General features: G+C 57.5%; 21 protein-coding genes and 1 tRNA gene. 14 read left to right on the top strand and 8 right to left on the bottom strand.

The window, feature by feature from the left end; translation table 11 throughout:
- The first annotated feature begins 291 nt into the window (after window positions 1–291).
- Window positions 292–1,836, top strand: coding sequence for a trimethylamine methyltransferase family protein (locus ACR0LL_RS05075; RefSeq protein ID WP_480584469.1), 1,545 nt, complete (start codon window positions 292–294; stop codon window positions 1,834–1,836).
- Between the two features lie 52 nt (window positions 1,837–1,888).
- Here ACR0LL_RS05075 and ACR0LL_RS05080 read toward each other — a convergent pair whose 3' ends face one another.
- Both ACR0LL_RS05080 and ACR0LL_RS05085 read right to left on the bottom strand, forming a co-directional pair.
- Window positions 1,889–2,134: an EF-hand domain-containing protein gene (locus ACR0LL_RS05080; protein ID WP_480584471.1), complete on the bottom strand. Its 246-nt coding sequence runs from the start codon at window positions 2,132–2,134 to the stop codon at window positions 1,889–1,891.
- A 543-nt stretch (window positions 2,135–2,677) separates the two neighbouring features.
- A complete protein-coding gene (locus ACR0LL_RS05085; RefSeq protein WP_480584473.1) occupies window positions 2,678–6,298 on the bottom strand; it encodes a vitamin B12-dependent ribonucleotide reductase in 3,621 nt (1,206 codons plus the stop codon).
- Between the two features lie 541 nt (window positions 6,299–6,839).
- Between ACR0LL_RS05085 and ACR0LL_RS05090 the strand changes: the two genes are divergently transcribed.
- Window positions 6,840–7,274 carry a hypothetical protein gene (locus ACR0LL_RS05090; RefSeq protein WP_480584475.1) on the top strand — a complete coding sequence of 145 codons (435 nt, stop codon included), beginning with the start codon at window positions 6,840–6,842 and terminating at the stop codon, window positions 7,272–7,274.
- Window positions 7,275–7,288: 14 nt separating this feature from the next.
- Here the strand turns inward: ACR0LL_RS05090 and ACR0LL_RS05095 are convergent.
- The 4 genes from ACR0LL_RS05095 to pdxH form a co-directional block, all read right to left on the bottom strand.
- A tRNA-Pro gene (locus ACR0LL_RS05095) sits at window positions 7,289–7,365 on the bottom strand.
- Between the two features lie 43 nt (window positions 7,366–7,408).
- A complete protein-coding gene (locus tag ACR0LL_RS05100; RefSeq protein WP_480584477.1) occupies window positions 7,409–7,876 on the bottom strand; it encodes a DUF192 domain-containing protein in 468 nt (155 codons plus the stop codon).
- Window positions 7,877–7,883: 7 nt separating this feature from the next.
- Window positions 7,884–8,390, bottom strand: a complete 507-nt coding sequence (locus ACR0LL_RS05105; protein WP_480585268.1) for a cold-shock protein — start codon at window positions 8,388–8,390, stop codon at window positions 7,884–7,886.
- A 142-nt stretch (window positions 8,391–8,532) separates the two neighbouring features.
- Window positions 8,533–9,138, bottom strand: a complete 606-nt coding sequence (gene pdxH, locus ACR0LL_RS05110) for a pyridoxamine 5'-phosphate oxidase (protein WP_480584479.1) — start codon at window positions 9,136–9,138, stop codon at window positions 8,533–8,535.
- A gap of 135 nt (window positions 9,139–9,273) precedes the next feature.
- On the opposite strand from pdxH, the gene fabI reads away from it, so the two are divergent.
- The 5 genes from fabI (at window position 9,274) to trpE (ending at window position 15,236) form a co-directional block, all read left to right on the top strand.
- Window positions 9,274–10,080, top strand: a complete 807-nt coding sequence (gene fabI / locus ACR0LL_RS05115; protein ID WP_267365343.1) for an enoyl-ACP reductase FabI — start codon at window positions 9,274–9,276, stop codon at window positions 10,078–10,080.
- 4 nt (window positions 10,081–10,084) lie between these two features.
- Complete coding sequence (gene gpt / locus ACR0LL_RS05120) at window positions 10,085–10,594, top strand: xanthine phosphoribosyltransferase (protein WP_267365342.1); 510 nt, start codon at window positions 10,085–10,087, stop codon at window positions 10,592–10,594.
- A gap of 21 nt (window positions 10,595–10,615) precedes the next feature.
- On the top strand, window positions 10,616–11,791 hold the full coding sequence (locus ACR0LL_RS05125) for an aminotransferase (RefSeq protein ID WP_480584481.1): 1,176 nt from the start codon (window positions 10,616–10,618) through the stop codon (window positions 11,789–11,791).
- An 80-nt stretch (window positions 11,792–11,871) separates the two neighbouring features.
- Complete coding sequence (locus ACR0LL_RS05130; RefSeq protein ID WP_480584483.1) at window positions 11,872–13,713, top strand: SurA N-terminal domain-containing protein; 1,842 nt, start codon at window positions 11,872–11,874, stop codon at window positions 13,711–13,713.
- 11 nt (window positions 13,714–13,724) lie between these two features.
- The gene (gene trpE / locus ACR0LL_RS05135) at window positions 13,725–15,236 is read left to right on the top strand and encodes an anthranilate synthase component I (protein ID WP_480584485.1); all 1,512 of its coding nucleotides are present in this window, start codon (window positions 13,725–13,727) and stop codon (window positions 15,234–15,236) included.
- Between the two features lie 46 nt (window positions 15,237–15,282).
- On the opposite strand, the gene ACR0LL_RS05140 is transcribed toward trpE, so the two are convergent.
- A complete protein-coding gene (locus ACR0LL_RS05140; RefSeq protein ID WP_480584487.1) occupies window positions 15,283–16,710 on the bottom strand; it encodes a divergent polysaccharide deacetylase family protein in 1,428 nt (475 codons plus the stop codon).
- A gap of 199 nt (window positions 16,711–16,909) precedes the next feature.
- Here ACR0LL_RS05140 and ACR0LL_RS05145 point away from each other — a divergent pair, with 199 nt between their 5' ends.
- The 6 genes from ACR0LL_RS05145 (at window position 16,910) to lexA (ending at window position 21,735) form a co-directional block, all read left to right on the top strand.
- Entirely contained in the window at window positions 16,910–17,491 is a 582-nt protein-coding gene (locus tag ACR0LL_RS05145; protein WP_209503818.1) for an anthranilate synthase component II, read from the top strand.
- Window positions 17,488–18,507 (top strand): anthranilate phosphoribosyltransferase, encoded by a 1,020-nt coding sequence (trpD, locus tag ACR0LL_RS05150; RefSeq protein WP_480584489.1) that lies wholly within the window; start codon window positions 17,488–17,490, stop codon window positions 18,505–18,507. Before ACR0LL_RS05145 ends, trpD begins: the two co-directional genes overlap by 4 nt.
- The gene (gene trpC, locus ACR0LL_RS05155) at window positions 18,504–19,316 is read left to right on the top strand and encodes an indole-3-glycerol phosphate synthase TrpC (RefSeq protein WP_480584491.1); all 813 of its coding nucleotides are present in this window, start codon (window positions 18,504–18,506) and stop codon (window positions 19,314–19,316) included. The genes trpD and trpC overlap by 4 nt, the downstream gene beginning before the upstream one ends.
- Entirely contained in the window at window positions 19,316–19,789 is a 474-nt protein-coding gene (moaC, locus tag ACR0LL_RS05160) for a cyclic pyranopterin monophosphate synthase MoaC (RefSeq protein ID WP_209596413.1), read from the top strand. The genes trpC and moaC overlap by 1 nt, the downstream gene beginning before the upstream one ends.
- Window positions 19,786–20,958, top strand: a complete 1,173-nt coding sequence (locus ACR0LL_RS05165) for a molybdopterin molybdotransferase MoeA (protein ID WP_480584493.1) — start codon at window positions 19,786–19,788, stop codon at window positions 20,956–20,958. The genes moaC and ACR0LL_RS05165 overlap by 4 nt, the downstream gene beginning before the upstream one ends.
- Before the next feature lie 78 nt (window positions 20,959–21,036).
- Window positions 21,037–21,735: a transcriptional repressor LexA gene (gene lexA, locus ACR0LL_RS05170; RefSeq protein ID WP_267364515.1), complete on the top strand. Its 699-nt coding sequence runs from the start codon at window positions 21,037–21,039 to the stop codon at window positions 21,733–21,735.
- Here lexA and ACR0LL_RS05175 read toward each other — a convergent pair.
- The gene (locus tag ACR0LL_RS05175; protein WP_480584495.1) at window positions 21,732–23,777 is read right to left on the bottom strand and encodes a ComEC/Rec2 family competence protein; all 2,046 of its coding nucleotides are present in this window, start codon (window positions 23,775–23,777) and stop codon (window positions 21,732–21,734) included. The genes lexA and ACR0LL_RS05175 overlap by 4 nt on opposite strands.
- 78 nt (window positions 23,778–23,855) lie before the next feature.
- Here ACR0LL_RS05175 and gltX point away from each other — a divergent pair, with 78 nt between their 5' ends.
- Window positions 23,856–25,256 carry a glutamate--tRNA ligase gene (gene gltX, locus ACR0LL_RS05180; protein ID WP_480585270.1) on the top strand — a complete coding sequence of 467 codons (1,401 nt, stop codon included), beginning with the start codon at window positions 23,856–23,858 and terminating at the stop codon, window positions 25,254–25,256.
- Window positions 25,257–25,366 lie beyond the last annotated feature (110 nt).

Raw genomic sequence — 25,366 nt, forward strand, 5'->3', positions numbered from 1 at the left:
ACAGATTTCTTCCAAAACGGGTGAAAATCTCGGCGTTTGGTTCTCTGACCCCAAAAGCCGTGAGAATTGTCCATGTGAATAATTTTCAAAGGTCGCAAATAGAACAGATTGTGTCGCCGCGTTTTGGAATGGTCGCGCAAGACGTTGAGGGGCAAAATGGCAGACGACGACTGGAAAATCAGCCTGATCAGCCGCACCATTGGGGCAGATCGCGGCCGTGCCGCACGAGGACGGCCGTAAAGGTGTGCTTGCTGACACCTTAAGACATCACTCAACGACCGGATTCTTGAAATGAACGACCAACCCCGCAATTCATCGCGCAGTGGCGGCCGTGCCGCGCGCCGTGCTGCCCGTGCAACCGCACTGCCCGAGCACCTGCGACCTGTCCGCCCCGGAATGGAAGGCGGCGTCCTGAATGTACTGACACAGGCGCAGATCGAACGTATCCACGAAGCAGCACTGACCGCGCTTGAAACCATTGGCCTGGCGGACGCCCCGCAAAGTGGCATTGACTATCTGGTCGGTGCAGGCTGCATCTTGGGCGACGATGGCCGTATCCGTTTCCCGCGTGCCCTTGTCGAGGACACGATTGCAAAGGCGAACCGCTCGGTCACTTTGTACAGCCGGGATGGAAACACCGATCTGGAATTGTCCGGCTCCAAAGTGCACTACGGTACGGCCGGAGCCGCCGTGTCCATGGTTGACGTGCACGGTCGGGAATATCGCCATTCCACCGTGCAAGATTTGCACGATGCCGCACGTATCTGCCAGCAGCTTGATAACATTCACTTTGTGCAACGGCCAATGGTCTGTCGTGACATCGCAGACAACCTAGAAATGGACCTCAACACGATCTACGCCTGCTGTTCGGGGTCCTTCAAACATGTCGGGACATCCTTCACCGAGCCAAGCCACGTCGCTCCGGCGATGGAGATGATCTATATGATTGCGGGCGGTGAAGACAAATTTCGCGAGCGACCCTTCGTCTCCAACTCGAACTGCTTTGTTGTTCCTCCAATGAAATTCGCGACAGAAAGCTGCGAAGTGATGGAAGCGTGCATCAAGGCCGGAATGCCAGTCTTGCTGCTATCTGCTGGTATGGCCGGAGCTACAGCGCCGTCGACCATCGCCGGTGCGATCACGCAAGCAACGGCGGAATGCCTTGCAGGATTGGTTTATGTTAATGCCGTAAGTCCCGGTGCTCCGGCGATTTTTGGCACCTGGCCATTTGGTCTGGACCTGCGGACCGGTGCCATGTCGATTGGTTCAGGGGAACAGGCCCTTCTGACTGCCGGATGTGCCCAGATGCACCGGTTCTATGACCTTCCGGGCGGTGCTGCGGCTGGCGCATCGGATTCGAAACTGCCCGATATGCAGGCCGGCTGGGAACAGATGTGTTCGAATGTCATGGCAGGTCTGTCCGGTCTGAACATGGTATATGAGGCGGCCGGGATGCATGCCTCGTTGCTGGGGTTCTGCCTGGAAAGCCTGATCCTCAGCGACGATCTGATCGGACAGGCGCAACGCTGTGTACGTGGAATCGAAGTGACGGATGACACGCTGGCACTGGATCAAATGGCGGCGGTCTGCATGGGCGGCCCAGGCCACTATCTGGGGACTGACGCAACGCTGAGCCGGATGCAGTCAGATTACGTCTATCCGACATTCGGAGATCGCTCCTCGCCGAAAGAGTGGGTTGAGCTTGGCAAGCCCGATCTGGTGGAAAAAGCCGTGGCAAGGAAAGAGGAAATCCTTTCCACCCCTTCCCCTGCAAGGTTCGACCCACTTCTGGACGCGGAGCTTCGGAAAAAATTCAAAATCCATCTTCCCTCCTAAGGTGATGGAAAAGGCGGCCCGAAAGGGATCGGGCCGCCTGTTCGTATAATGCCTACTCGTCACTGGGCGGCAGCAATCCTGCCTCCTGCGCGATCGCAACCTCGTCTGCATCCAACGCTCCGTCACCATTGGCATCCATGGCCGAAAAGGTATCGGCGTTGACTTCCGGTACGACCGCCTGAATTTCCTCGATGGTCAGCAGACCATCGCCGTTGGTATCGGCTGAGGATTGGGCCGAAGCAACGCCGGGCAAGCCCAGAACGGCCATGGAAAGCCCGATCAAATAATGCGATTTCATTTCAGTGCCTCCTGAAAGGTGTGTTTGTGTTTACGTCCGGACAGCGCCCAGAAGCACATGGATGCCCCTGCGCGTCACGCGCTTTGGTAGAACTTTGTGATTTCACGCCAATCTTTGCGTGTTTGCCCGAGTCGGGTTTGCGGCCCTCCGCCTGAAGAAGTCAACGCAACCTGTATCGGCGGCTCTTGCCCGACAGGACCACCCCATTCCGGCAATGTGGCGCTTATCCGGGACGACTCGGTGGGTAAAAAAAGAAAGGGGGCCGAAGCCCCCTGTCAGTTTCGCCTTCCAGGCTCATTTCGTTGACCGCCCGGTGTTTTTTTGCCTGCGGCCTGGACTGCGCATGGGGCGAGCGCACCCGCCCCGTGAAAGAGTGGGAGGGAGCAAATATTCCGCCCCACCCTGTTCCCGGCCAACACGGGCATGTCGGCCGAGTGGAGAAAGGTCAGTCGGTAAGTCTCAGACCTGTTCTCCGTATTCGTCGGGGTCGGTTACTTAGGGCAGCGTCCGACCCCTACGCCCCGGGGTGCCGGGGCGTTAAAGTCAGCTACACCCGCTTGTCGCGCCGCAGGTGTTGCACTTCATGCAAGTGCCGTTACGCACCAGCGTGTAGTTTCCGCATTCGCCACAGGGGTCGCCCTCATAGCCCTGCATCTTGGCTTTGGTGCGGGCGTCCATTCCGGTTGCCACTGCTGTTTCGGTGGCAGGCGCTTCGAACACAGTTGCTGTTTCCGACATTCCGGCCACGTCGCCGTAACTGCCGTTGAACACCATCAAATCCTGCGGCAGACGCTTGCGCAGATACCCGGTCGAGCTGATTTGTTTCAACACTTCTAATGACTTGGACGCCGCAGTTTCACTGATTTCCGAGACGTTGGAAACGCCTTCCTCTTCTCCGCGGCCAAGATCATCAAAGGTAGCACCCTCGGGTTTCACATGGGCGAGATCGGTACGGTCCAGATAAGACACGGCCAGTTCGCGGAAGATGTAATCCAGGATCGAAGTCGCGTTCTTGATCGAGTCGTTGCCTTGCACCATCCCTGCCGGTTCGAACTTGGTAAAGGTGAAGGCGTCGACAAACTCCTCCAGCGGCACGCCATATTGCAGGCCGACCGACACGGCGATGGCAAAGTTGTTCATCATCGCCCGGAAGCCAGCGCCTTCCTTGTGCATGTCGATGAAAATCTCGCCCAATTGACCGTCTTCAAACTCACCCGTGCGCAAGTACACCTTGTGGCCGCCAACGATTGCCTTCTGAGTATACCCCTTGCGGCGATGCGGCAGTTTCTCGCGATGGCTGCGGATGATTTCCTTGACCACAACCTTCTCGATCACCTTCTCGGCCAGAACGACGGCTTTTTCCTGTGCAGAGCCGCTTTCCAGCACCTCGGCCGCCTCGTCGTCATCCTCGACCAGCGCAGCCGCAAGGGGCTGAGACAGTTTCGAGCCGTCTCGGTACAGCGCATTGGCCTTCACACCCAGCGACCAGCTGAGTTCATAGGCCTTTTGGCAATCCTCGATTGTCGCGTCATTCGGCATGTTGATCGTTTTGCTGATCGCGCCCGAAATAAAGCTTTGTGCCGCCGCCATCATGGTGATGTGGCTGTCAACCCCAAGGAAACGCTTGCCTTTCTTGCCGCACGGGTTGGCGCAGTCGAAGATCGCGTAGTGTTCTTCCTTCAGATGCGGTGCACCTTCCAATGTCATGGTTCCGCAGACATGGTCGTTGGCCGCATCGATATCCGCGCGGGTGAACCCCAGATGGCGCAGCAAATCGAAGGTAGGGTCATTCAGCTTTGTCGCCGGAATGCCCAGAACGCCGGTGCAGAAATCTTCACCCAAGGTCCACTGGTTGAAGACGAACCGGATGTCAAAGGCGCTTTCCAGCGCGGCGTCCACCTTGGCCAACTCGTTCGGGCCAAAGCCATGACCCGTCAGTGAGGTGTGGTTGATCCCCGGCGCGTTGCCGATGGTGCCGTGGCCGACCGCATAGGATACAATCTCTTCGATCTGCGACGAGGAATAGCCAAGCTTTTCCAGCGCAGAAGGTACCGAGCGGTTGATGATCTTGAAGTAACCGCCGCCTGCCAGCTTCTTGAACTTCACCAGCGCAAAATCGGGCTCGATTCCCGTGGTGTCGCAGTCCATCACCAGACCGATGGTGCCGGTGGGGGCAATCACAGTGGCCTGTGCGTTGCGGTAACCGTTCTGCTCGCCAAGGCTCAGCGCTTCGTCCCACGCTGACATGGCCAGATCGACCAAACGCTTGTCGGGGCAGTTACCATGGTCCAGAGGCACCGGCTTGACGGCCAGCTTCTCATACCCCTCGGTCACACCCTGCGCCGCGCGGCGATGGTTGCGGATAACGCGCAGCATATGGTCGGCATTGCGCTTGTATCCCTTAAACGGGCCAAGCTCACCGGCAATTTCAGCTGAAGTGGCATATGCCACACCGGTCATGATCGCGGTCAGCGCACCGCAGATCGCCCGCCCCTCATCCGAGTCATAACTGTAGCCCATGTTCATCAGCAGGCCGCCAATGTTTGCGTAACCCAGGCCCAGAGTGCGGAAGTCGTACGACAGCTGCGCGATTTCCTTTGACGGGAATTGCGCCATGGTCACCGAGATTTCCAGCGTCAGGGTCCACAGGCGCGAGGCGTGCATGTAGTCGGCTGCCTGGAACTCACCATCCTTGAGGAAGGTCAGCAGGTTCATCGAGGCCAGGTTACAGGCCGTGTCATCCAGGAACATGTATTCCGAACACGGATTCGATCCGCGAATTTCACCATCTTCGGGGCATGTGTGCCATTCGTTGACCGTGTCGTGGAACTGGATACCCGGATCCGCACAGGCCCAAGCGGCGTGGCCGACTTTCTCCCACAGGTCCCTCGCCTTGACCGTCTTGGCAACCTTGCCATCGGTGCGGTTGATCAGCTCCCAATCGGCGTCTTTTTCCACCGCGGTCAGAAACGCATTGGTGACGCGGATGGAGTTGTTCGAGTTCTGGCCCGAAACCGAGCTATAGGCTTCCGAGTCCCAGTCCGTGTCATATGTCGGGAATTCGATGCTGTCGTGACCCTGCTTGGCATAATCCAGCACACGCTTTATGTAAGTCTCTGGGATTGCTACTTTTTTCGCCTCGCGGATCGCCTTTTTCAGCGCTTCGTTCTTGTTGGGATCATAGGCATCCTCGGCAGTACCGTCCCACGAACGGATGGCCTCGAAAATACCGTTCAGCATCTTCTCGTGCATCTTCGATCCGGCAACGATCGAGGCCACTTTCTGCTCTTCGATTACCTTCCATTCGATGAATTGTTCGATATCGGGGTGATCCGCATCGACAATAACCATCTTCGCTGCCCGACGGGTTGTTCCGCCTGATTTGATTGCGCCAGCGGCGCGGTCGCCGATCTTGAGAAAGCCCATCAGGCCCGAGGATTTGCCGCCACCTGACAGTGCCTCGCCTTCCGCACGCAGATGGCTGAAGTTGGTCCCGGTGCCCGAGCCGTATTTGAACAACCGTGCTTCGCGCACCCACAGATCCATGATGCCGCCTTCGTTCACCAGATCATCATCGACGGACTGGATGAAGCAGGCATGTGGCTGCGGATGTTCGTAGGCGGATTTGGATTTGGTCAGTTTGCCGGTCTTGTAGTCGACATAGTGGTGCCCTTGCGCCGGACCGTCGATTCCATAGGCCCAGTGCAAGCCAGTATTGAACCATTGCGGGCTGTTTGGGGCGGCGCGCTGCGTCGCCAGCATGTACCGCATCTCGTCGAAATAGGCCCGCGCATCCTCCTCGGTCGAAAAGTAGCCACCTTTCCACCCCCAGTACGCCCACGCACCGGCCAGCCGGTCAAAGACCTGCTTGGATGAGGTTTCGCCTTCGAATTCAGCATCTTCAGCGGGAGCCGACCGCCAAAGGAATTCGGGTACGTCTTTTTCCTTAACTTTCTTCAGTTTGGACGGAACACCAGCTTTGCGAAAGTACTTCTGGGCGATTACGTCACTGGCCACCTGTGACCAGGATGATGGAACTTCGATCCCTTCCAGACGGAATACAATGGTTCCATCAGGATTGCGGATTTCAGACGTAGCGGACACAAAATCCAGTTCCGAATAGGCATCCTGATCTGGTTTGGTGAATTTTCTTTCAATCTTCATGTCCGCAGCCCTAGTTAAATTCCGCCTAATTTTCGGTTCACGGCACTACATTTTGAGTTGCGGAGCACCACCCGCAACGCCGACAGAAGCGCGCAAAGGTACTGGTCGCTGTTTTGGACAGCGAAAAAGCCGTTGCAACGGCTGCACGTTAATAGACTGTGCTTATCCGACCCTCGCCTGTTGCCGTCCCGGCTTGAACACCAGATATTGTGGCAATCTCTTCGGCTCATACAATTTGACGTATATTGCCGTAGAAGGTCAACGCCCTTTTTCAGCCAAATTTGAAATCTTTTTTGTTGACCAGACCCAGACACGAGGAGTGTGAAACTCAAGGTCCGATTCCTCCACAGGCTCGCCTTCGGTAAATTTTCGGTCACAACTCGAAGTCTCAAATCGAATTACCGTTTTTACCAGCATAGTTATCTGTATTTGATCAACCATCGCCGCGCTGGTTAGGCTGTAAAGGAATCATCTTCGCCGGGTCTGTCGAACCCACGCTGAACGACCAAAGGTTCACTTTGGAATGAGAAAGGCCAAATGAATGAAGTTGCTTCGCTTTATCCCCGCGTTGGCCTGTATCGTGGCCTGCACGCCACAAGAAACGCCCACCCCGTCACGTAGCGCGCTGTTCGAAACGCAGCCTCAAAGGTTGTTTGAGGCATTTGAATCCAGTTGTTCTGGACCAGGCAAGGTCTTTGAGAAAATCGGCGAACAGGCTTTTGAGTGCAGCGAATACCTGCCCCCAAAAGCGGCGGCCTATTTGATTCTGAACTATAACGGACTTCCGCAGGACCTACCCCAGAGTGTCATGCGCCTGACATCGTCAAAAACAGGTTCCGGCTATCGCGTCGACGCACGATCGTACTTTAAAGTGCCGCAGAAAACCGGAGCAATCGTTGAGGTTCCACTGGAAAGTGACGCGCTGGATCAGGCGATCAGCTCGTTATATCTGGCGATGGGCGGAACGCCCACATGAGAATGTGAAGGAAGTGGTCGGGGCGGCAGGATTCGAACCTACGACCCCCTGTACCCAAAACAGGTGCGCTACCAGACTGCGCCACGCCCCGGACCGTGCGCCTTCCTAACGATGACAATCTGATTTGAAAAGCCCTAACAGGGCCAAATCGCAGGACCTTGCGAAAAAATTTCGTGCTGCATCTGAGTGCCGACGCCGATAGAGTAGCGTGCGGACAATCCGGCATTGATTTCCAGCACCGCAAAAACGACATCCCCACCTTCAATCGGTGTCAGATCGCCGGGAATCGCACTCTCATGCACGTGTGACACTGTGCCCGTACGGTCCAGAAATATCATGTCGAGCGGAATCAGTGTGTTCTTCATCCAGAACGCGACAGGTTGCGGTGGATCGAACACGAACAGCATACCGGATCGATTCGGCAACGACTCGCGAAACATCAACCCCTTTGACCGTTCCTGAGGCGTAACCGCCAATTCCACGTCAAATCGGATTGTCGCGCTGTCGTTTCGGAGAGTGATATGATCAACGCTGCACGCAGCAAATGCCCCCCCTGTCCACAGTGTGATCAGAAGTGTCCAGAATACCAGAAAACGAGTCATCGAAGTGTCAGCCGTCCAGCGCGGCTTCCCAGGCGAGAACCTGCGCCGCCATTCGGCCGCGCTTGCCATCAATTACGCGCATCGCAAGCGCCTCTCCGGGCTGGAGGTCAGCAAGCCCCGAGCGCCGCAACACTTCGATATGCAAGAACACGTCTTCGCCGCGCCCAAAAACATTTGCGAACCCGAAGCCCTTGCCTTTGTCGAACCACTTCACCCGCGCGGCCTCCAGAGGGGCTTCTGCGATAGCGTCCGGATCCAACTCGGCGAAATCGGCCAACATCATCGACTCGGCGCGCGCTGGCGGGTCAATTGCAACAACCTCAACCGCCTGAACACCTCTGTCCGTGCGGTGTGTCATGATCTCGATACCCGCTCCGTCCGCGACGGAACTTTGGCCGAAATTGCGCAATACGTTCACGTGCAACAGAATATCCGGGCCGCCTTCGTCAGACACAACAAAGCCGTATCCCTTGGCGGGATCGAACCATTTTACGTGTCCACTGACGCGATACATGTTGTTCAGGTCTTCTGGCACGGTTTTCCCATCGCGAATTTTAGCAGTTCGTTAAGGGTCTGTTGTTTATGGGATTGGCAGACAATTTCAAGCCGAAAAAATTGTTTACTTTCTGCTTGTTGCATTTCACGACACGTGAACGTCATGGATTCAACCTTTCAACATGCCATGCCGATCCCGGCTCAATTCGTTGCCATCTGAACCGGTCATGCAAGCGAAATGCTCCATCGGCCCAGAACTCAATCTCTGTCGGCGTTAATCGGTACCCGCCCCAGAATGGAGGACGAGGTGGATTCGGCCCAAGTTTAGCGGTCACTTTCGCGACCTCTGCCATCAAAGCTGTCCGACTTGAAAGCGGTCGTGACTGCTTTGAAGCCCAGGCACCCAAACGGCTTTTCAATGACCTTGATGCATAATACGCATCAGCCTGGGGCCCGTTTTCACGACATATTGTACCACGAACGCGAAGTTGACGCCGCAAAGATTTCCAATGCATGACAAATGCAGCTTTTTCCGACGTATCCAGCTCGTTCGCTTTGACGCTTTCGTAGTTTGTATAGAATACAAATGAATCCGCTTCGATTTCCTTCAGCAGAACCATGCGTGCATTTGGCAAACCGTCCGGGTCAACGGTTGCAAGCGCAATCGCATTCGGATCATTCAATTCAGCTTCTTCAGCCTCAGCTAACCACCGGGCCGCAATTTCAAACGGATCGGAGCCAGCAAAGATGCCATCACGCTCGGTCATTTCCATCCCCTGGAAAGTATTAATGACGAGCCTAAGGCGAGAACCCGCTGCGAGCAAGAGCGCACGGCCTTGATGCAACGCAACCAATGGCATAAACCAACTCAACATAACGCGAAGACAGGCGGAGAACCAAACATGTCAAATCAGTTGATGGCCGGCAAACGTGGCCTCATCATGGGACTGGCCAATGACAAATCAATCGCATGGGGAATCGCCCGCGCCTTGTCCGAAGCCGGAGCTGAACTTGCCTTTTCTTATCAGGGTGACGCTTTAAAAAAACGTGTGGACCCGCTGGCTGCGCAATTGGGCAGCGAAATCGTTCTGCCCTGCGACGTGAGCGATGAGGCTTCAATTGATGGGCTTTTCTCGGCGCTGGAAGAGAAGTGGGGCAAGCTGGACTTTATCGTTCACGCCATCGGTTTTTCTGACAAGAACGAATTGCGTGGACGTTATGTGGATACCAGCCGGGCCAATTTCACGCTGACGATGGATGTCTCCGTCTATTCGTTCACTGCGGTTATGCAGCGCGCGGAAAAGATGATGTCCGAAGGCGGCAGTGCCATAACACTGACCTATTACGGAGCCGAGCAGGTGATGCCCCACTATAACGTGATGGGTGTTGCCAAGGCCGCTCTGGAAGCGTCGGTCAAATACCTGGCCGAGGACCTGGGCAAGGACGGTATTCGCGTGAACGCGATCTCGGCCGGCCCGATCAAAACCCTGGCTGCCAGCGGCATTGGCGATTTCCGCTACATCATGAAATGGAACGAGTACAACTCTCCGCTGCGCCGCAACGTGACCATTGACGATGTCGGCAAGTCGGCCCTGTACCTGCTGTCGGACCTCAGCAGCGGCGTCACCGGAGAGAATCTGCACGTGGATTCGGGTTACCATATTGTCGGAATGAAGGCCGTTGACGCCCCTGACGTGGAAAAAGGTTAAGAACATGAGCGCTAAGGACCGCCTGCCGCACGAAAAAGGATTTCACATCAGCTGGGACCAGATCCACCGCGACTCGCGCGCATTGGCGTGGCGTCTGGACGGGCAAGGCCCCGATGATGGCAGCTGGCGTGCTGTTGTGGCGATCACCCGTGGCGGCATGGCCCCTGCGATGATCGTCAGCCGGGAACTGGATATTCGTACCGTCGACACGGTCAGCGTGAAATCCTACCACCATCAAGCTCAGGGTGAGGCGGAAGTTCTGAAAGCACCCGATGCCAAGTTAATGGGCGACGGAACCGGAATTCTGATCATCGACGATCTTGTAGACAGCGGGAAAACCCTGGAACTGGTTCGAGAGATGTATCCGAACGCGCATTTTGCGACGGTTTATGCCAAGCCCAAGGGACGCCCTATGGTGGATACGTTCATCACCGAAGTCAGTCAGGACACGTGGATCTTTTTCCCGTGGGATATGGCCCTTCAATATGTCGAGCCCTATCGCGGCACCGATTGAAATCAGATCAGTAGGCAGCACATGACGCTCAGCCGTACCGCCGCAACATTCGCGCCGCCAGTGATGGAAGCGCGCAGATGGCTTGAGGGCGTTTCGTTCCCACCCGAACGCCCGCTGATCAACGTAAGCCAGGCGGCGCCGGTTGACCCGCCGCCACTGGCCTTGCGCGAGGCTATGGCCGAATTTACCGTACGCGAAGACCATGCGCATCTTTATGGCCCTGTGCTGGGAAATGACGATCTTCGCACGGAACTGGCTGCGCAGATCAGCACGCACTACGCAGCAAGGGTTGGGGCACCTCAGGTTGCTATCACCTCAGGCTGCAATCAGGCGTTTTCAGCAGTGATATCGGCCATCACCGGCGAAGGGGATGAGGTCATTCTACCAACCCCGTGGTATTTCAATCATAAAATGTGGCTGGATATGTCGGGTGTCCACGCTGTGGACCTGAAGACCGGCGACGATTTGCTGCCCGATCCTGAGCGCGCACGCGGGCTGATCACGGACAAAACACGCGCCATCGCTCTGGTCACGCCCAACAATCCCGGCGGCGTTGAATACCCGGCAGACCTTGTCCGCGCCTTCTTTGAGCTGGCGCGCGAAACCGGGATTCACCTGATCGTCGACGAAACCTACCGTGACTTCGACAGTCGCAGCGGGCCACCACATGACCTGTTCCAGCAACCAGACTGGGATCAGACGCTGATCCACCTTTATTCCTTCTCCAAGGCCTACAGGCTGACGGGCCACAGGGTCGGCGCCATTGCAACCGGCACCGCACTTCTGGCTGAGGTCGAGAAGTTTCTCGACACTGTTGCCATTTGCCCCGGTCAGATCGGACAGTTCGCCGCGCTTTGGGGTATGCAAAACTTGTCGCAATGGCTGGCAGGCGAACGCGACGAAATACTCGACCGTCGCGCTGCCATCCTTGAGAGGATACCCGCACTGGAAGCCAAAGGCTGGCGTCTTTTGGGACTTGGGGCGTATTTCGCCTACCTGGAGCATCCGTTTGACATTCCGTCCGACGAACTTGCCTGGCGTTTGGTCCATGAAGCCGGTGTTCTGCTATTGCCCGGTACCATGTTCATGCCCGATCACCACCCGGACGGGAAACGGCAAGTGCGTATTGCCTTCGCCAACCTCGACCGCACAGGTTTGGGCCAATTGTTCGAACGGTTGCAGGGCCTGTCCTTCTAAGCTTGCCCCCCGGCGGTGTGCGTCGTATTCAAGGCGGCAACCGACAGGGCAGAACGCTGCCGTAATAACAAGAGGGCACCATGGCCGCAGGCGCTAAAAGTCTTTCGAAAACCTTTGTCTGGATTCTGATGGGCATGCTCATGCTGGGGCTCGCGGGGTTCGGTGCCGTCAACCTGAGCGGCACAGTCCGTACCGTGGCGCAGGTTGGTGATGAAAGCATCTCGATCGATGACTTTGTCCGCGAGTTGCAGCGCGAGATCCGCGCGGTTGAGGCGCAATCGGGTCAGCCCCTGCAAATGTCGCAGGCACGAGATCTGGGGCTGGACCGAAACGCGCTTGCCCGCCTGACGGCCTTGGCGGCGCTGGACAACGAGGTGAGCCAGCTTGGGATTTCCATAGGGGATGAGAACCTGCAAAAAGAGATCGTGTCAGTTCCGGCCTTTCAGGGCGTAGACGGCAGTTTCGACCGCGAGGCATACCGCTTTCAGCTTGAACAGGTCGGCATGACGGATTCCGAGTTCGAGACGGACCTGCGCAAAGAATCCGCCCGTACGATCGTTCAAGGTGCGATCATGGGGGGTGTGGAAATGCCTGCCACCGTGACAGAAACGATGGCCAACTACATTGGCGCCCGTCGCAGCTTTACCGTTGCGACGGCAGGGGCCGAGGCATTGGAAACCCCCGTGGCCGAGCCGACTGACGCGCAGATTCAGACCTTCTATGACGAAAACGCTGAACAGTTCACCCTGCCCCGTACCAAACAGCTGACTTATGCGATTCTGTCTCCGGCCAAGTTGGTGGACACGGTTGAGGTTGACGAAGATTCCCTTCGCAAGCTTTTTGAAGAGCGGTCGGACGAATATAATCAACCGGAACGCCGTCTGGTCGAGCGCCTGAATTTCCCGGATGAACAAGCAGCTAACGACGCCAAGGCGCAACTTGAGGTCGGCGGAACGACCTTTGAACAACTGGTTCGCGATCGTGATCTGGAACTTTCCGATATCGATCTCGGCGACCTGACACGTGAGGATCTGGGCGAGGCCGCCGACGCCGTGTTCGCGGCAGAGCTTGACGCTGTTGTCGGCCCTCTGCCTTCGCTATTTGGCCCCGCCCTGTTCCGTGTCAACGGATCCCTGGCTGCAAACAGCGTTCCCTTTGAGGAGGCAGAACCGGCCCTGCGCGAAGAATTGGCGACAGAACGCGCCCGCCGCCTGATCGAGGCACAGTCCGAAGACATAAACGACATGCTGGCTGGCGGTGCGACCCTGGAAGAACTGGCAAGTGAAACCGAAATGGAACTGGGTCAGATCGACTGGACCCGAGACAGCGCCGAGGACATAGCGGCCTATGACGGGTTCCGCGCGGCCGCCGAAACCGTGCAAGAAGGAGATTTCCCTGAAATCGCATTTCTCGAAGATGGATCGATCTTTGCCTTGCGCCTGAACGACGTTCTGCCGCGTCGCCCTGAACCGCTGGAAAGCGCACGCGACCGTGTCGCCGCTGCCTGGGTACAGGCGGAGACCAACAAAGCCTTGCTGGACAAAGCAAACGCCACACTGAGCCAACTGGCCACTGATGGTGACTTCGCTGCGACTGGCCTGCCCTTCCGCGTTGAAAACGCACTGACGCGTACCGCGTTTCTTGATGACGTCCCCGCCAGTTTCATGAATGAAGTGTTTCAGATGGAACTCGGTGAGTTGCGCGTCATTGGTGGAAATGGTGCAGCCTTGCTGGTGCGTCTGGACGAGGTTCTGCCCCCCGAGGATTCCGACGAGCTGCGCCGGTTGCGCGACGCACTGGCAACGCAGATGGATCAGGCGCTGTCGCAGAATATTTTTGACGCATACGTACGGGACGCTCAGACCCGCGCCCGCCCGGTCGTGGATCAGCAGGCGCTAAACGCCGTGCAGGCGAGCTTTTAAGCGAGACCAAGATGGCCCTGACACCCGATTTCGATACCTTCGCACGCGCCTATGAAGCGGGCGAAAACCAGGTGGTTTACACACGTCTCGCCGCCGATCTGGACACACCCGTATCGTTGATGCTCAAACTGACGGGAGCGCAGAAAGATGCGTTCATGCTGGAGTCGGTTACGGGCGGTGAGGTGCGTGGCCGCTATTCGATCATCGGCATGAAACCGGACCTGATCTGGCGCTGTCACGGTGAAACGTCCGAGTTGAACCGCTCGGCGCGGTTCGACGCCGACGCCTTTGCTGCGCAGGACGGCAATCCGATGGACAATCTGCGCGCCTTGCTGGCCGAAAGCCGTATTGAACTGCCAGACGACCTACCTCAGGCTGCCGCCGGACTGTTTGGATATCTGGGCTATGACATGGTCCGGCTGGTCGAATACCTGCCGAACGTGAACCCCGATCCGCTGGGACTGCCAGATGCGATCATGTTGCGCCCGTCTGTTGTCGCAGTATTGGATGGCGTCAAAGGCGAGGTGACGGTGGTTTCACCCGCCTGGGCCAGCGACGGTCAATCTGCCAAAGCTGCCTATGCGCAGGCGGCCGAGCGTGTGATGGATGCGGTCCGCGATCTGGAACGTGCGATGCCCGCCGAAACCCGTGATCTGGGCGACGCGCGCGAAATTGCGGCGCCGGTGTCGAACTTCACCAAATCCGGCTATATGGAAGCAGTTGAAAAGGCCAAGGAATACATCCGTGCTGGCGATATCTTCCAGGTAGTTCCAGCGCAGCGTTGGACGCAGGATTTTCCGCTGCCACCTTTTGCGCTTTATCGTTCGCTGCGGCGCACCAACCCCTCGCCGTTTATGTTCTACTTCAACTTCGGCGGTTTTCAGGTCGTTGGGGCCAGCCCCGAGATTCTGGTGCGGGTGTTCGGCAGCGAAGTCACCATTCGCCCGATTGCAGGCACCCGTCCGCGTGGCGCGACCCCCGAGGAAGACAAGGCGAACGAGCTTGACCTGCTGGCCGATAAGAAAGAACTGGCCGAACACCTTATGCTTCTGGACCTCGGGCGCAATGATACCGGCCGCGTGTCCAAAATCGGCACAGTTCGCCCGACCGAAGAGTTCATCATCGAACGCTACAGCCATGTGATGCACATCGTGTCGAACGTGGTGGGTGAGCTGGCGGAAGACAAAGATGCGCTGGACGCCTTCTTTGCCGGGATGCCTGCGGGCACCGTCTCGGGTGCGCCGAAAGTGCGGGCGATGGAGATCATTGACGAGCTTGAGCCGGAAAAACGCGGCGTCTATGGCGGTGGTGTTGGTTATTTCAGCGCAGGCGGTGACATGGACATGTGCATTGCCCTGCGCACCGCCATCGTGAAGGATCAGAAACTCTATATTCAGGCTGGTGGCGGTGTTGTCTATGACAGCGACCCCGAGGCCGAGTTCATGGAGACTGTTCATAAGTCAAACGCCATACGGCGCGCGGCGGAAGATGCCGCTCGGTTCACCGGAAACGGCAACAGTTAAAAAACAAGGGCGGCTGATCTATTGATCACCGCCCTGTTTCAAGCTGTCACTGTACCTGTTTCATCAAGACGGCCGAGATCGGCGCCATCGCTACCCGGCTGCCGCGATCCTCAAGACCCCACAGCAACAGGGCCGAGATTGTCTCGGGCCGCACCCGCCCCAGCATGACAACGGTTCCTTCCTGACCTGCCCGGAACGCGGCCTGATCCAGGAACCGGCGCATGATTCTGGGATCCTGTCGCGCCCCATCGATATCGCGGAACACAACGCTGGACGGAATGCCATTGCGAACCGCCAACTTCTGGACAGTATTCAGCCCATTGTCCTGTGTGATCAACCCGCGCCCGGTTCCGGCAGCAATCGCCGCGACCTGATCGGCCAGCTTGCGATTTCCCTGAATGCCGCTGTTCACGCCTTCCAGAATACCCACTGTTTCAGGCAAGGTGTCCAGCCACACAGACAAGGAAACTTCGGCATCCTGCGCGCTTGCTGCCTCGGGCAAGTCCGCAAGGGCCAGAACTTCGAACCCAGCCGCGCGGTGCCGTGCCATCTTTTCCGCCGCATCCGGATCAGACGGGTTCACGGCAAAGCTGATCGGGTAAGGGAAATCCTGCAACGCTTCGGCGCCGAATGCGCCTTCGTCATCAATCAGAATGATCGACATCAGCGGCTTAGATTCCGGGTTCTCGAACTTGGCGGCAAAACGTTCAATCGGTTTTTCCGCAGATGGCTGTTCGGAAATCGCTTGTTCTGCAACAGGCTCATCATCGCGTTCCGTCAACGGCAGGATACGTTTTCCGACAATCGAACTGGCACTTTCTTCCTGTTCTCCCCCGATCTGAGGCAGCGCAGCAATACGCGGAAGCTCACGGGGCAAGGTATCTTCATCCCCTTCCACCGCAATCGGACTGCTTTCAAATGAATTATCAGTCGTAGTGTCTTTTGTTTGTGGTTCAGCCTCGACCTGTGGCAACGGATTTGGTTCGGGCTCAAGAACTGCGACATCGGTTGTGTCAGACTCGGTCGGCGGCGTGGGGGTTTCATCAATTACAACCGGCACGGACTGTTCCTGCTGAACTGCGGGTACCTGGCTAGGCTCGGGCGGCGCAGCGGGGGCTTCGGTCATGACGGACACTTCGGTCGCCACCGTTGCAGCGGGCTCGTTCGGAGCCTCAGCCACTTTGCCAACCTCGGGCTGCGGCTCGGATGACGCTTCCAACCCGGACAAATCGGCCAGATCTTCGCTGGCATTATCGGCGGCTTCTGGCGCACGCGGGGCCAGTTCCACCAGATCGGCATCAGAAACATCCTCGGCAAGTTCAGTAGGCGCCTCTGGTGTTTCTGAAATCGTCGGCGCTGGTGCTTCGGTCGCAACAACCGGTGTGTTGACCATCGGCGTGTTGAGCGACACGACCGCACCCAAGATCAAAACAACGATCGCCCCTGCGACCATTCCTCCGAAAAATCCGCCCATATTTCCTGCCTTTCGCCTCTTTTCCCTGCCTCGCCCTGCTCTGCGCCATCTGGTGTGGCGCTCGGTCAATTGGAGGCGTCAGAAACCGTATGTCCTCTTGACGCTGCCGCCCAAGCCTGAGCATGTATGTGCGGACATTATACCGTGGCCCGGGGTTGCATCGCCAGCCCGAAATGCCCAAGCGAAGATAAGTGCCCATATGCTGCTGCTGATCGACAACTACGACTCGTTTACCTACAATTTGGTACATTATTTGGGCGAACTTGGTGCCGAAATGGTCATTCGCCGCAATGATGCGCTGGATGTGCAAGAAGCAATGGCCATGAACCCGGCTGGGATCCTGCTAAGCCCCGGCCCCTGCGACCCGGATCAGGCGGGCATCTGTCTAGCTCTGACCGAAGCCGCGGCCGAGACCAAAACGCCCCTTTTGGGGGTTTGTCTTGGGCATCAGACCATCGGACAGGCATTCGGTGGCAAGGTGGTACGATGCCACGAAATTGTGCATGGCAAGATGGGCATCATGCACCACACCGGAAAAGGCGTCTTTGCTGGCCTTCCATCGCCCTTTGAAGCCACACGCTACCATTCGCTGGTGGTCGAGCGCGAGACGCTGCCCGACTGTCTTGAGATCACAGCCGAGCTGGAAGACGGCACGATCATGGGGTTGCAACACAGGGAACTGCCTATTCACGGTGTTCAGTTCCACCCTGAATCGATTGCGTCCGAGCATGGTCACGCCCTTCTCAAGAATTTCCTGCAAGAACTGAAAGTCCCCGCATGAGCGACGCGCTGAAACCGCTGATTGGAGCAGCCGCCGATCGTCCGCTGACCCGTAAAGAGGCCGAGACTGCCTTTGGCATCCTGTTCAACGGCGAAGCCACGCCAAGCCAGATTGGCGGGCTGTTGATGGCCATGCGTACAAGGGGGGAAACGGTTGATGAATATGCCGCGGCCGCGGCTGTGATGCGCGCCAAGTGCAATGCCGTGCGGGCGCCCGAAGGGGCGATCGACATCGTTGGCACGGGCGGAGACGGGAAAGGCACCCTGAACATCTCGACCGCGACTGCATTTGTCGTCGCAGGTGCTGGCGTGACAGTCGCAAAACACGGCAACCGCAACCTAAGCTCCAAATCCGGCGCAGCGGATGCACTGGGGCAAATGGGTATCAACGTTATGGTTGGACCACAAGTTGTTGAAAGTGCTCTGAAAGATGTCGGTATCGGTTTCATGATGGCACCGATGCATCACCCAGCCATTGCGCATGTTATGCCCTCACGGCAGGAACTGGGAACGCGCACGATTTTCAATATCCTGGGCCCGCTGACCAACCCTGCCGGTGTCAAACGGCAACTGACCGGCGCCTTTAGCCGCGAGCTGATCCGCCCCATGGCTGAAACACTAGGCTTGCTGGGGTCAGACCGCGCGTGGCTGGTACACGGATCGGACGGGACAGACGAGTTGACGATCACCGGTATCAGCTGGGTCGCCGCTTTGGAAGATGACGTGATCAAAGAGGTCGAGCTGCACCCCGAGGATGCTGGCCTGCCTGTGCACCCTTTCGAAGACATCCTCGGTGGAACCCCTGAAGAGAACGCCATCGCATTTCGTGCGCTGCTGGACGGCGCCCCGTCCGCGTATCGTGACGCAGTGTTGCTGAACTCTGCCGCGGCATTGGTTGTCGCTGATGCGGCAAGTGATCTGCGCGAAGGTGTGGCCATGGCCGCCGAGAGCATCGACAGCAGCGAAGCCAAAAACAAAATCACGGCCTTGGCCGCCAAGACTCAGGAGGCCGCATGACCGAAACCGTTCTGGACAAGATCAAAGCCTACAAACTGGAAGAAATCGCAGCAGACAAGGCTCAGAAGTCCTTGGAAACGCTGGAAAGTGAAGCACGTGCCGCTTCGGAAACCCGCGGGTTTGCCGCAGCGCTTCAAGCTGCGTCCCGGCAAGGTTACGGCCTGATCGCTGAGGTCAAGAAAGCCAGCCCCTCCAAGGGTTTGATCCGGCCTGATTTTGACCCGCCTGCCTTGGCCAAGGCATATGAAGAAGGCGGTGCTGCGTGTTTGTCCGTGCTCACCGACACGCCAAGCTTTCAGGGTGCCAAGGAATATCTGAAACAAGCGCGTAACGCGACATCTCTGCCCGCTTTGCGCAAGGATTTCATGTATGACCCTTATCAGGTGGTCGAGGCACGTGCTTTGGAAGCCGACTGTATTCTGATCATCATGGCATCCGTCAGCGATGATCAGGCAGCCGAGTTGGAACAAACGGCTTTCGATTGGGAGATGGATGTTCTGATTGAGGTGCACGACGAAGCCGAGCTTGAACGCGCAGCCCAACTGAAAAGCCCATTGATTGGCATAAATAACCGCAATCTCAAAACCTTCGAGACCACTCTTGATACAACACGACGCCTGTCCAAACTGGTACCGGCAGACCGTACTATCGTGTGTGAAAGCGGGTTGGGCAGCCCGGAAGATTTGCGGGATATTGCGCGCTATGGCGCCCGGTGCTTTTTGATCGGCGAAAGCCTGATGCGCCAGGACGATGTCGAAGCGGCCACCCGCCACATCCTGTCCAATCCGCTTATCCCCGGAGTGATGTGATGCCGTTGACCCATTTCGATGCTCAAGGTCAGGCGCACATGGTCGACGTCTCGGGCAAAGAGGTCACAGATCGCATAGCCGTAGCTGTAGGTCACGTGAAGATGGCGCCGGAAACCTATGAAATCATTTCAGAACAACGCGCGGCAAAGGGCGATGTTTTGGGCGTTGCCCGCCTGGCCGGTATCATGGGTGCAAAGAAGACACCGGATCTGATCCCGCTCTGCCATCCTTTGCCAGTGACCAAGGTTGCCGTTGAACTGACCCTCGACCCGGATCTGCCGGGTGTTCAGATCGAAGCGACAGTCAAGACGTCAGGTCAAACCGGAGTTGAAATGGAGGCCCTGACCGCCGTTTCCACCGCAGCCTTGACTGTGTACGATATGACCAAAGCCGTCGACAAAGCGATGGAAATTGGCGGCATTCATGTAAGCCTCAAAGACGGCGGAAAATCAGGACGTTACGAGGCGAAATGATTACCGTCGAAGAAGCGCGCGCCCTGCTGTTCGATCTTGTCAGCCCTCTACCTTCGGAACAGGTTCCACTGGCCCAGTCTGCGGGACGTGTTCTATCACACGAGGTTGTGGCAACGCGCGACCAGCCGCCATTTGCCGCATCATCGATGGATGGCTATGCCGTCAAAGCCGACGAAGTCGAGCTTCATGCCATGTTCAAAGTGGTGGGAGAATCCGCCGCGGGCCGTCGTTTCGACGGCTCAGTAGGCCCCGGTCAGGCCGTACGTATCTTTACCGGCGCTCCGGTTCCCGAGGGCGCAGACTTCGTTGTGATTCAGGAAGATACCGACCGGCGTGGCGATCTGATCACGATCACAGACGACCCCGGCCCCAAAACAAACATCCGCCCTGCCGGTGTGGATTTCATGGCAGGCACGCCCATCACGGCACCGCGTATGATCCGCGCCGAAGACGTTGCCCTGATGGCTGCGATGAATATCGCGCAGGTCCCGGTTTCTGGAAAACCCGTGATTGCCCTGATCTCGACCGGCGACGAACTTGTCATGCCCGGCGAAGAACCGGGACCGGACCAGATTGTCGCGTCGAACACGTTTGGATTGCGGGCATTGCTTGAGGGGCTCGGTGCTGTGGTTCGTGTCCTTCCGATTGCACGGGACACGGTTTCATCGCTTGAGACTGCGTTTGATCTGGCGCGAGGGGCCGATCTCGTCGTGACGATTGGCGGTGCGTCGGTTGGTGACTACGACCTTGTGTCTGATGTATCGCAGGGTTTGGGGATGGATCGGTCTTTCTACAAGATCCGAATGCGCCCCGGAAAACCCCTGATGGCTGGTCGCATGGGTGGCACCGCGATGGTCGGACTTCCTGGGAACCCGGTCAGCGCGATGGTCTGTGGCTATCTGTTCCTTGCCCCGATGGTGCGCCGGATGCTGGGGCTGGAAATGGTTCTGCCACCCTTTCGGTCTGCCCGCTTGACCGAACCACTGACAGAAAACGGCCCGCGCGAGCATTACATGCGCGCGGTTCTGGGCGAAACGGGTATCCGGGCCTGTGCAGATCAGGACAGCTCTCTCCTTAGCGTTCTGGCGCAGGCAAACGCCCTTTTGGTCCGTCCCCCGAACGATCCCGCCCGCAAGACTGGGGAAACGGTTCAGTACCTGCCGATCTGAACTTCGCCCAAATTCATTGACACAAAACGTGAACATGCGTAGAACAAAAGAAAACGCATGAGCGACGAGGTGTGAGCAATGCTGACCAAGAAGCAATTGGATTTGTTGAAATTCATCCAAAAACGCGTGCAGGCGGACGGTGTTCCGCCCAGTTTCGATGAAATGAAGGCCGCGCTTGACCTGCGGTCGAAATCCGGCATCCACAGGCTGATCACTGCACTGGAGGAACGTGGCTTTATTCGTCGCCTCGCACATCGTGCCCGCGCGATTGAAATTGTGAAACTTCCCGAAAGCCTTGGCGGTGAACCAACTGCCGGTTTTTCACCCCGCGTGATCGAAGGTGATCGACCCAAAGGTCCCCGCCCGACCAATATTGAGCCGGTTGCGGTGGATGCGCTGGAATTGCCGGTGATGGGTCGGATCGCGGCGGGTGTCCCCATTGAGGCGATCAGCCACGTGTCCCATCACGTAGCGGTCCCCGGCCCCATGGTTTCCGGAAAAGGCCAGCACTATGCGCTAGAGGTTCGCGGCGACTCGATGATCGACGCGGGCATCAATGACGGGGATGTGGTCGTCATCCGCGAAACCGCGACTGCTGATAACGGTGATATCGTGGTTGCACTGGTAGAAGATCAGGAAGCGACGCTGAAACGCTTTTTCCGCCGCGGCAACGCTATTGCACTCGAAGCGGCCAACCCGGCTTATGAGACGCGCGTTCTTCCCGAAGAAATGGTCAAGGTTCAGGGTCGCCTAGTCGGTCTGATCCGCACCTATTAATCCTGCTTCAAACGACGGTCCCCGGCGGGCTTCGGGGACCAGAGCCGTTGGCCTGTCAGTTCTGCGCTGGAAGTCAGTTTTCCGTCCGACAATGACAGGCTGCCGGTTTCGCTCAGGTGATCCGGATCGAAGACTGCGCACGCGCCCGCAAGGGGCAGCGCGACCGTCGAAACAATGATCTGGTTGTGTTTGCATTCGTCGAACGCGCGCGCGGTTTTTTTGCCTGAAATATGGATGATTTCCATATCCTGATAAGGGTACCGCTGAACGGTGCTGCTATCCGGCCATCGGCCTGCTGCCGCAATCTGATCAACACCGTCACCGTCATTCTCCAGCCAGACGCTGGCAACAAACCCACTGCCTTTGCTTTTGCTCAGGGCCCGACCCTGAGAGGTCATCACGCCGACCAACCCCCCGTTTTCTGCAATCAGAACATCTGGCCTGTGGCCCGAGTTCCAAAGCACAAATGACAGAATGACGGGCCCGACCCCGTACCAACGCGCGCGCCCTTGCCACAAGGCCAGCCACAAAGCCCCAACAGCAACAAGTGGCAATACATACCAGCGCGGACTGACTACAAAACCCTGAGCACCGCCGAGATGCGACACCCAGTTTGACACCCACAGGATCCAATGCAGAGCCCAGCCCATAACGGTCAGCGGAAAAGCCTCCAACCCAAATGGGGCCGCCAGTGCGGCGACAACTGCCGCAGGTACAACAACAAGGCCCATCACGGGCACGGACAGCAGATTCGCCAGCAATCCATAGTGAGACATCGTATTGAAATGCGCAGCGCCAATTGGGGCCGTGGCAAGCCCGGCTATCGCCGAGGACATAACCACGCCAGCAATCGGTTTTAACCAATTCGGGCCCGGTAACGGACCCACCTTTTGCAATGCACCGAAGACGGCGACCAATGCTGTCGTTGCGGCAAAGGACATCTGAAACCCTGGGCTAAGCAGCGACTCGGGCCAAAGAACCAGAACGATCAGCGCAGCAACAGAAACCGCACGCAATGAAATCGCACGCCTGTCGATCAACACGGCCCCCAGCATGACACTGACCATGACATAGGCGCGTTCGGTTGCGATATTCCCGCCGGACAACAGCAAATAGAGCGTTGCCGCGATCAGCGCGAACACAGCCGCAACTTTTCGAACAGGTAGCCTCAATGCCACGTAGGGGATCAGTGAAAAACCAATGCGACAGGCCACAAAAACAAAACCCGTCAGTAACCCCATGTGAAGTCCGGAAATGGCAAGCAAATGCGCTAGGTTCGACGCGCGCAAGGCCAAGAGCGTCTCTTGCCCCATACCACTGCGATCACCTGTGGTGACGGCAGCAGCAAACCCACCGATTTCTCCGGGCAGGATTTGATTCACTCGCCGCGATATCGCCATTCGGATTGCGGTAATTCGAACACCGCCAATACCGTCTTTGGCTGGCGCAATCGTCAAAACAGGAACGCGGGTATACCCGACTGCACCCAGCCCCTGAAACCAGGCATGGCGACGAAAATCGAACCCGCCAGGTTCAACCGGGCCCTGCGGTGGCGAAAGATGCGCTGTGGTCATGATCCGTTGCCCAGGCGCAAAAGGGTCTGTCGCGCCATGAACAGAAAGACGGATGCGTTGCGGCCTGCGCTCATTCGGTACGTCCCCTACGCGCACCTGATCGAGCGTCAACCGCAACGCATCCGAGGCAGACCGATCCATGGCGACGACCCTCCCCTCGACAGGACCATAGTACCGCCAGGACAGAACCGGTTCTGCCACCATATGGGCGCGAGTACCTGCCAGTATAACACCGACCGCAATCAGCGCCCCCCCGGTCGCTAACGTTCCCACCCCCGGTGGCAGCCGGCGGCTTAAGGCAAAAAGAGCCAGGAACAAGCAAAACAGACCTGCATATACCGGCCAGCCGGGCTCGCTCCGGGCACCGAAATAGAGACCGATCCCCGTTGCCAGCATGACTGGCGTCCACGGAAACAGGTAACCTGTCTGGTGCAGCAGCGCGGCCTCGACCCGTGCAAGAACACGCATGGTTGCCCCCGTCCTTCGGGCTCGTTAGACAGGCGTCAAACTATGCCAGATACGGTTACCAAAAGGTTAATCCTCAACATGTCCGAACAGGTCGTCACACGTTTTGCCCCATCGCCCACAGGTTTTCTGCACATCGGTGGCGCGCGCACCGCATTGTTCAACTGGCTTTACGCCCGCGGACGTGGTGGAAAGTTCCTGCTGCGGATCGAAGACACCGACCGGGAACGCTCGACCCCCGAGGCGACCGCCGCGATCCTTCAGGGCATGGAATGGCTGGGACTGGACCATGATGGCGATGTAATCAGCCAGTTCGAAGGAGCTGCCCGGCATGCTGAAGTCGCGCACCAGCTTCTGGCCGAGGGAAAGGCATATAAATGCTTCTCGACGCAGCACGAAATTGCCGCCTTTCGGGAACAGGCACGGGCCGAGGGCAAGTCGACCCTGTTCCGCAGCCCCTGGCGTGACGCTGATCCTTCAGCACATCCCGACCTGCCATTTGTCGTTCGCATCAAGGCTCCGCAAGACGGCACAACAGTGATCCGCGATCAGGTTCAGGGCAACGTGACCATTCGCAACGACCAACTGGATGACATGGTTTTGCTGCGTTCCGACGGGACACCGGTCTACATGCTGGCGGTGGTGGTCGACGATCATGATATGGGTGTTACCCATGTCATTCGCGGCGACGATCACCTCAATAACGCGGCGCGCCAGATGATGATTTACGAGGCGATGTGCTGGGATGTTCCGGTCTGGGCCCATATTCCGCTGATCCACGGGCCAGACGGTAAGAAACTGTCCAAACGCCATGGCGCGCTTGGCGCGCAGGAATATCAGGCCATGGGCTATCCCGCCGCTGGAATGCGCAACTATCTGGCCCGCTTGGGCTGGAGTCATGGTGACGATGAATTCTTTACGGATGCACAGGCAAAGGACTGGTTTGATCTGAACGGCATCGGCAAAAGCCCTGCCCGGTTTGATCTGAAAAAATTGGAAAACCTGTGTGGTCAACACATCGCCATCTCTGATGATGCTGCGCTGCGGCGTGAAATCGAAGCGTACTTGGCCGCAGCCGCTTTACCACCCCTGACAGATTCACAATCCAGTGATTTGGAACGTGCGATGTATTGCCTCAAGGATCGGGCGCGGACTTTTCCTGAACTCCTTGAAAAGGCTCATTTTGTTCTGACAGAACGCCCGATTGTTCCCGACGGGAAAGCGGCAAAGGCGCTGGCATCTGTATCCGACGGTATACTGGGAGAATTGACGCCGCAGCTGCAAAATGCTAGCTGGTCTCGGAACGAACTGGAGGAGACCCTGAATTCCTTTGCCGAGTCAAAGGAGCTCACGTTCGGCAAGCTGGCTGGCCCGCTCAGGGCCGCGTTGGCTGGTCGGGCCGTAACGCCTTCGGTTTTTGACATGATGCTTGTGCTGGGACGGGATGAAACCCTGGCGCGGCTTTCAGAAGCAGCGAAGTAACCCGAATTTCATAAACGGGTAACGCTGCTCCGCTAACACCCGGACTGCGCGAGAGCGCGCAGTCGTTGCCCGCACTGCCCGAGGTTTCTTTGGCGTGCGCATGAATGAAG

This window comes from Ruegeria sp. AI2, assembly GCF_056541275.1.

Coding starts and splice junctions, on each gene's coding strand:
- ACR0LL_RS05090 (WP_480584475.1), top strand. CDS start 6,840: ATGAAGTTGCTTCGCTTTATCCCCGCGTTGGCCTGTATCGTGGCCTGC.
- gpt (WP_267365342.1), top strand. CDS start 10,085: ATGAGCGCTAAGGACCGCCTGCCGCACGAAAAAGGATTTCACATCAGC.
- ACR0LL_RS05080 (WP_480584471.1), bottom strand. CDS start 2,134: ATGAAATCGCATTATTTGATCGGGCTTTCCATGGCCGTTCTGGGCTTG.
- ACR0LL_RS05105 (WP_480585268.1), bottom strand. CDS start 8,390: ATGTATCGCGTCAGTGGACACGTAAAATGGTTCGATCCCGCCAAGGGA.
- ACR0LL_RS05175 (WP_480584495.1), bottom strand. CDS start 23,777: ATGCGTGTTCTTGCACGGGTCGAGGCCGCGCTGCTGCACCAGACAGGT.
- ACR0LL_RS05075 (WP_480584469.1), top strand. CDS start 292: ATGAACGACCAACCCCGCAATTCATCGCGCAGTGGCGGCCGTGCCGCG.
- trpD (WP_480584489.1), top strand. CDS start 17,488: ATGAGCGACGCGCTGAAACCGCTGATTGGAGCAGCCGCCGATCGTCCG.
- pdxH (WP_480584479.1), bottom strand. CDS start 9,138: ATGACCGAGCGTGATGGCATCTTTGCTGGCTCCGATCCGTTTGAAATT.
- ACR0LL_RS05140 (WP_480584487.1), bottom strand. CDS start 16,710: ATGGGCGGATTTTTCGGAGGAATGGTCGCAGGGGCGATCGTTGTTTTG.
- ACR0LL_RS05125 (WP_480584481.1), top strand. CDS start 10,616: ATGACGCTCAGCCGTACCGCCGCAACATTCGCGCCGCCAGTGATGGAA.
- trpE (WP_480584485.1), top strand. CDS start 13,725: ATGGCCCTGACACCCGATTTCGATACCTTCGCACGCGCCTATGAAGCG.
- fabI (WP_267365343.1), top strand. CDS start 9,274: ATGTCAAATCAGTTGATGGCCGGCAAACGTGGCCTCATCATGGGACTG.
- lexA (WP_267364515.1), top strand. CDS start 21,037: ATGCTGACCAAGAAGCAATTGGATTTGTTGAAATTCATCCAAAAACGC.
- ACR0LL_RS05165 (WP_480584493.1), top strand. CDS start 19,786: ATGATTACCGTCGAAGAAGCGCGCGCCCTGCTGTTCGATCTTGTCAGC.
- ACR0LL_RS05130 (WP_480584483.1), top strand. CDS start 11,872: ATGGCCGCAGGCGCTAAAAGTCTTTCGAAAACCTTTGTCTGGATTCTG.
- gltX (WP_480585270.1), top strand. CDS start 23,856: ATGTCCGAACAGGTCGTCACACGTTTTGCCCCATCGCCCACAGGTTTT.
- ACR0LL_RS05145 (WP_209503818.1), top strand. CDS start 16,910: ATGCTGCTGCTGATCGACAACTACGACTCGTTTACCTACAATTTGGTA.
- ACR0LL_RS05100 (WP_480584477.1), bottom strand. CDS start 7,876: ATGACTCGTTTTCTGGTATTCTGGACACTTCTGATCACACTGTGGACA.
- moaC (WP_209596413.1), top strand. CDS start 19,316: ATGCCGTTGACCCATTTCGATGCTCAAGGTCAGGCGCACATGGTCGAC.
- ACR0LL_RS05085 (WP_480584473.1), bottom strand. CDS start 6,298: ATGAAGATTGAAAGAAAATTCACCAAACCAGATCAGGATGCCTATTCG.
- trpC (WP_480584491.1), top strand. CDS start 18,504: ATGACCGAAACCGTTCTGGACAAGATCAAAGCCTACAAACTGGAAGAA.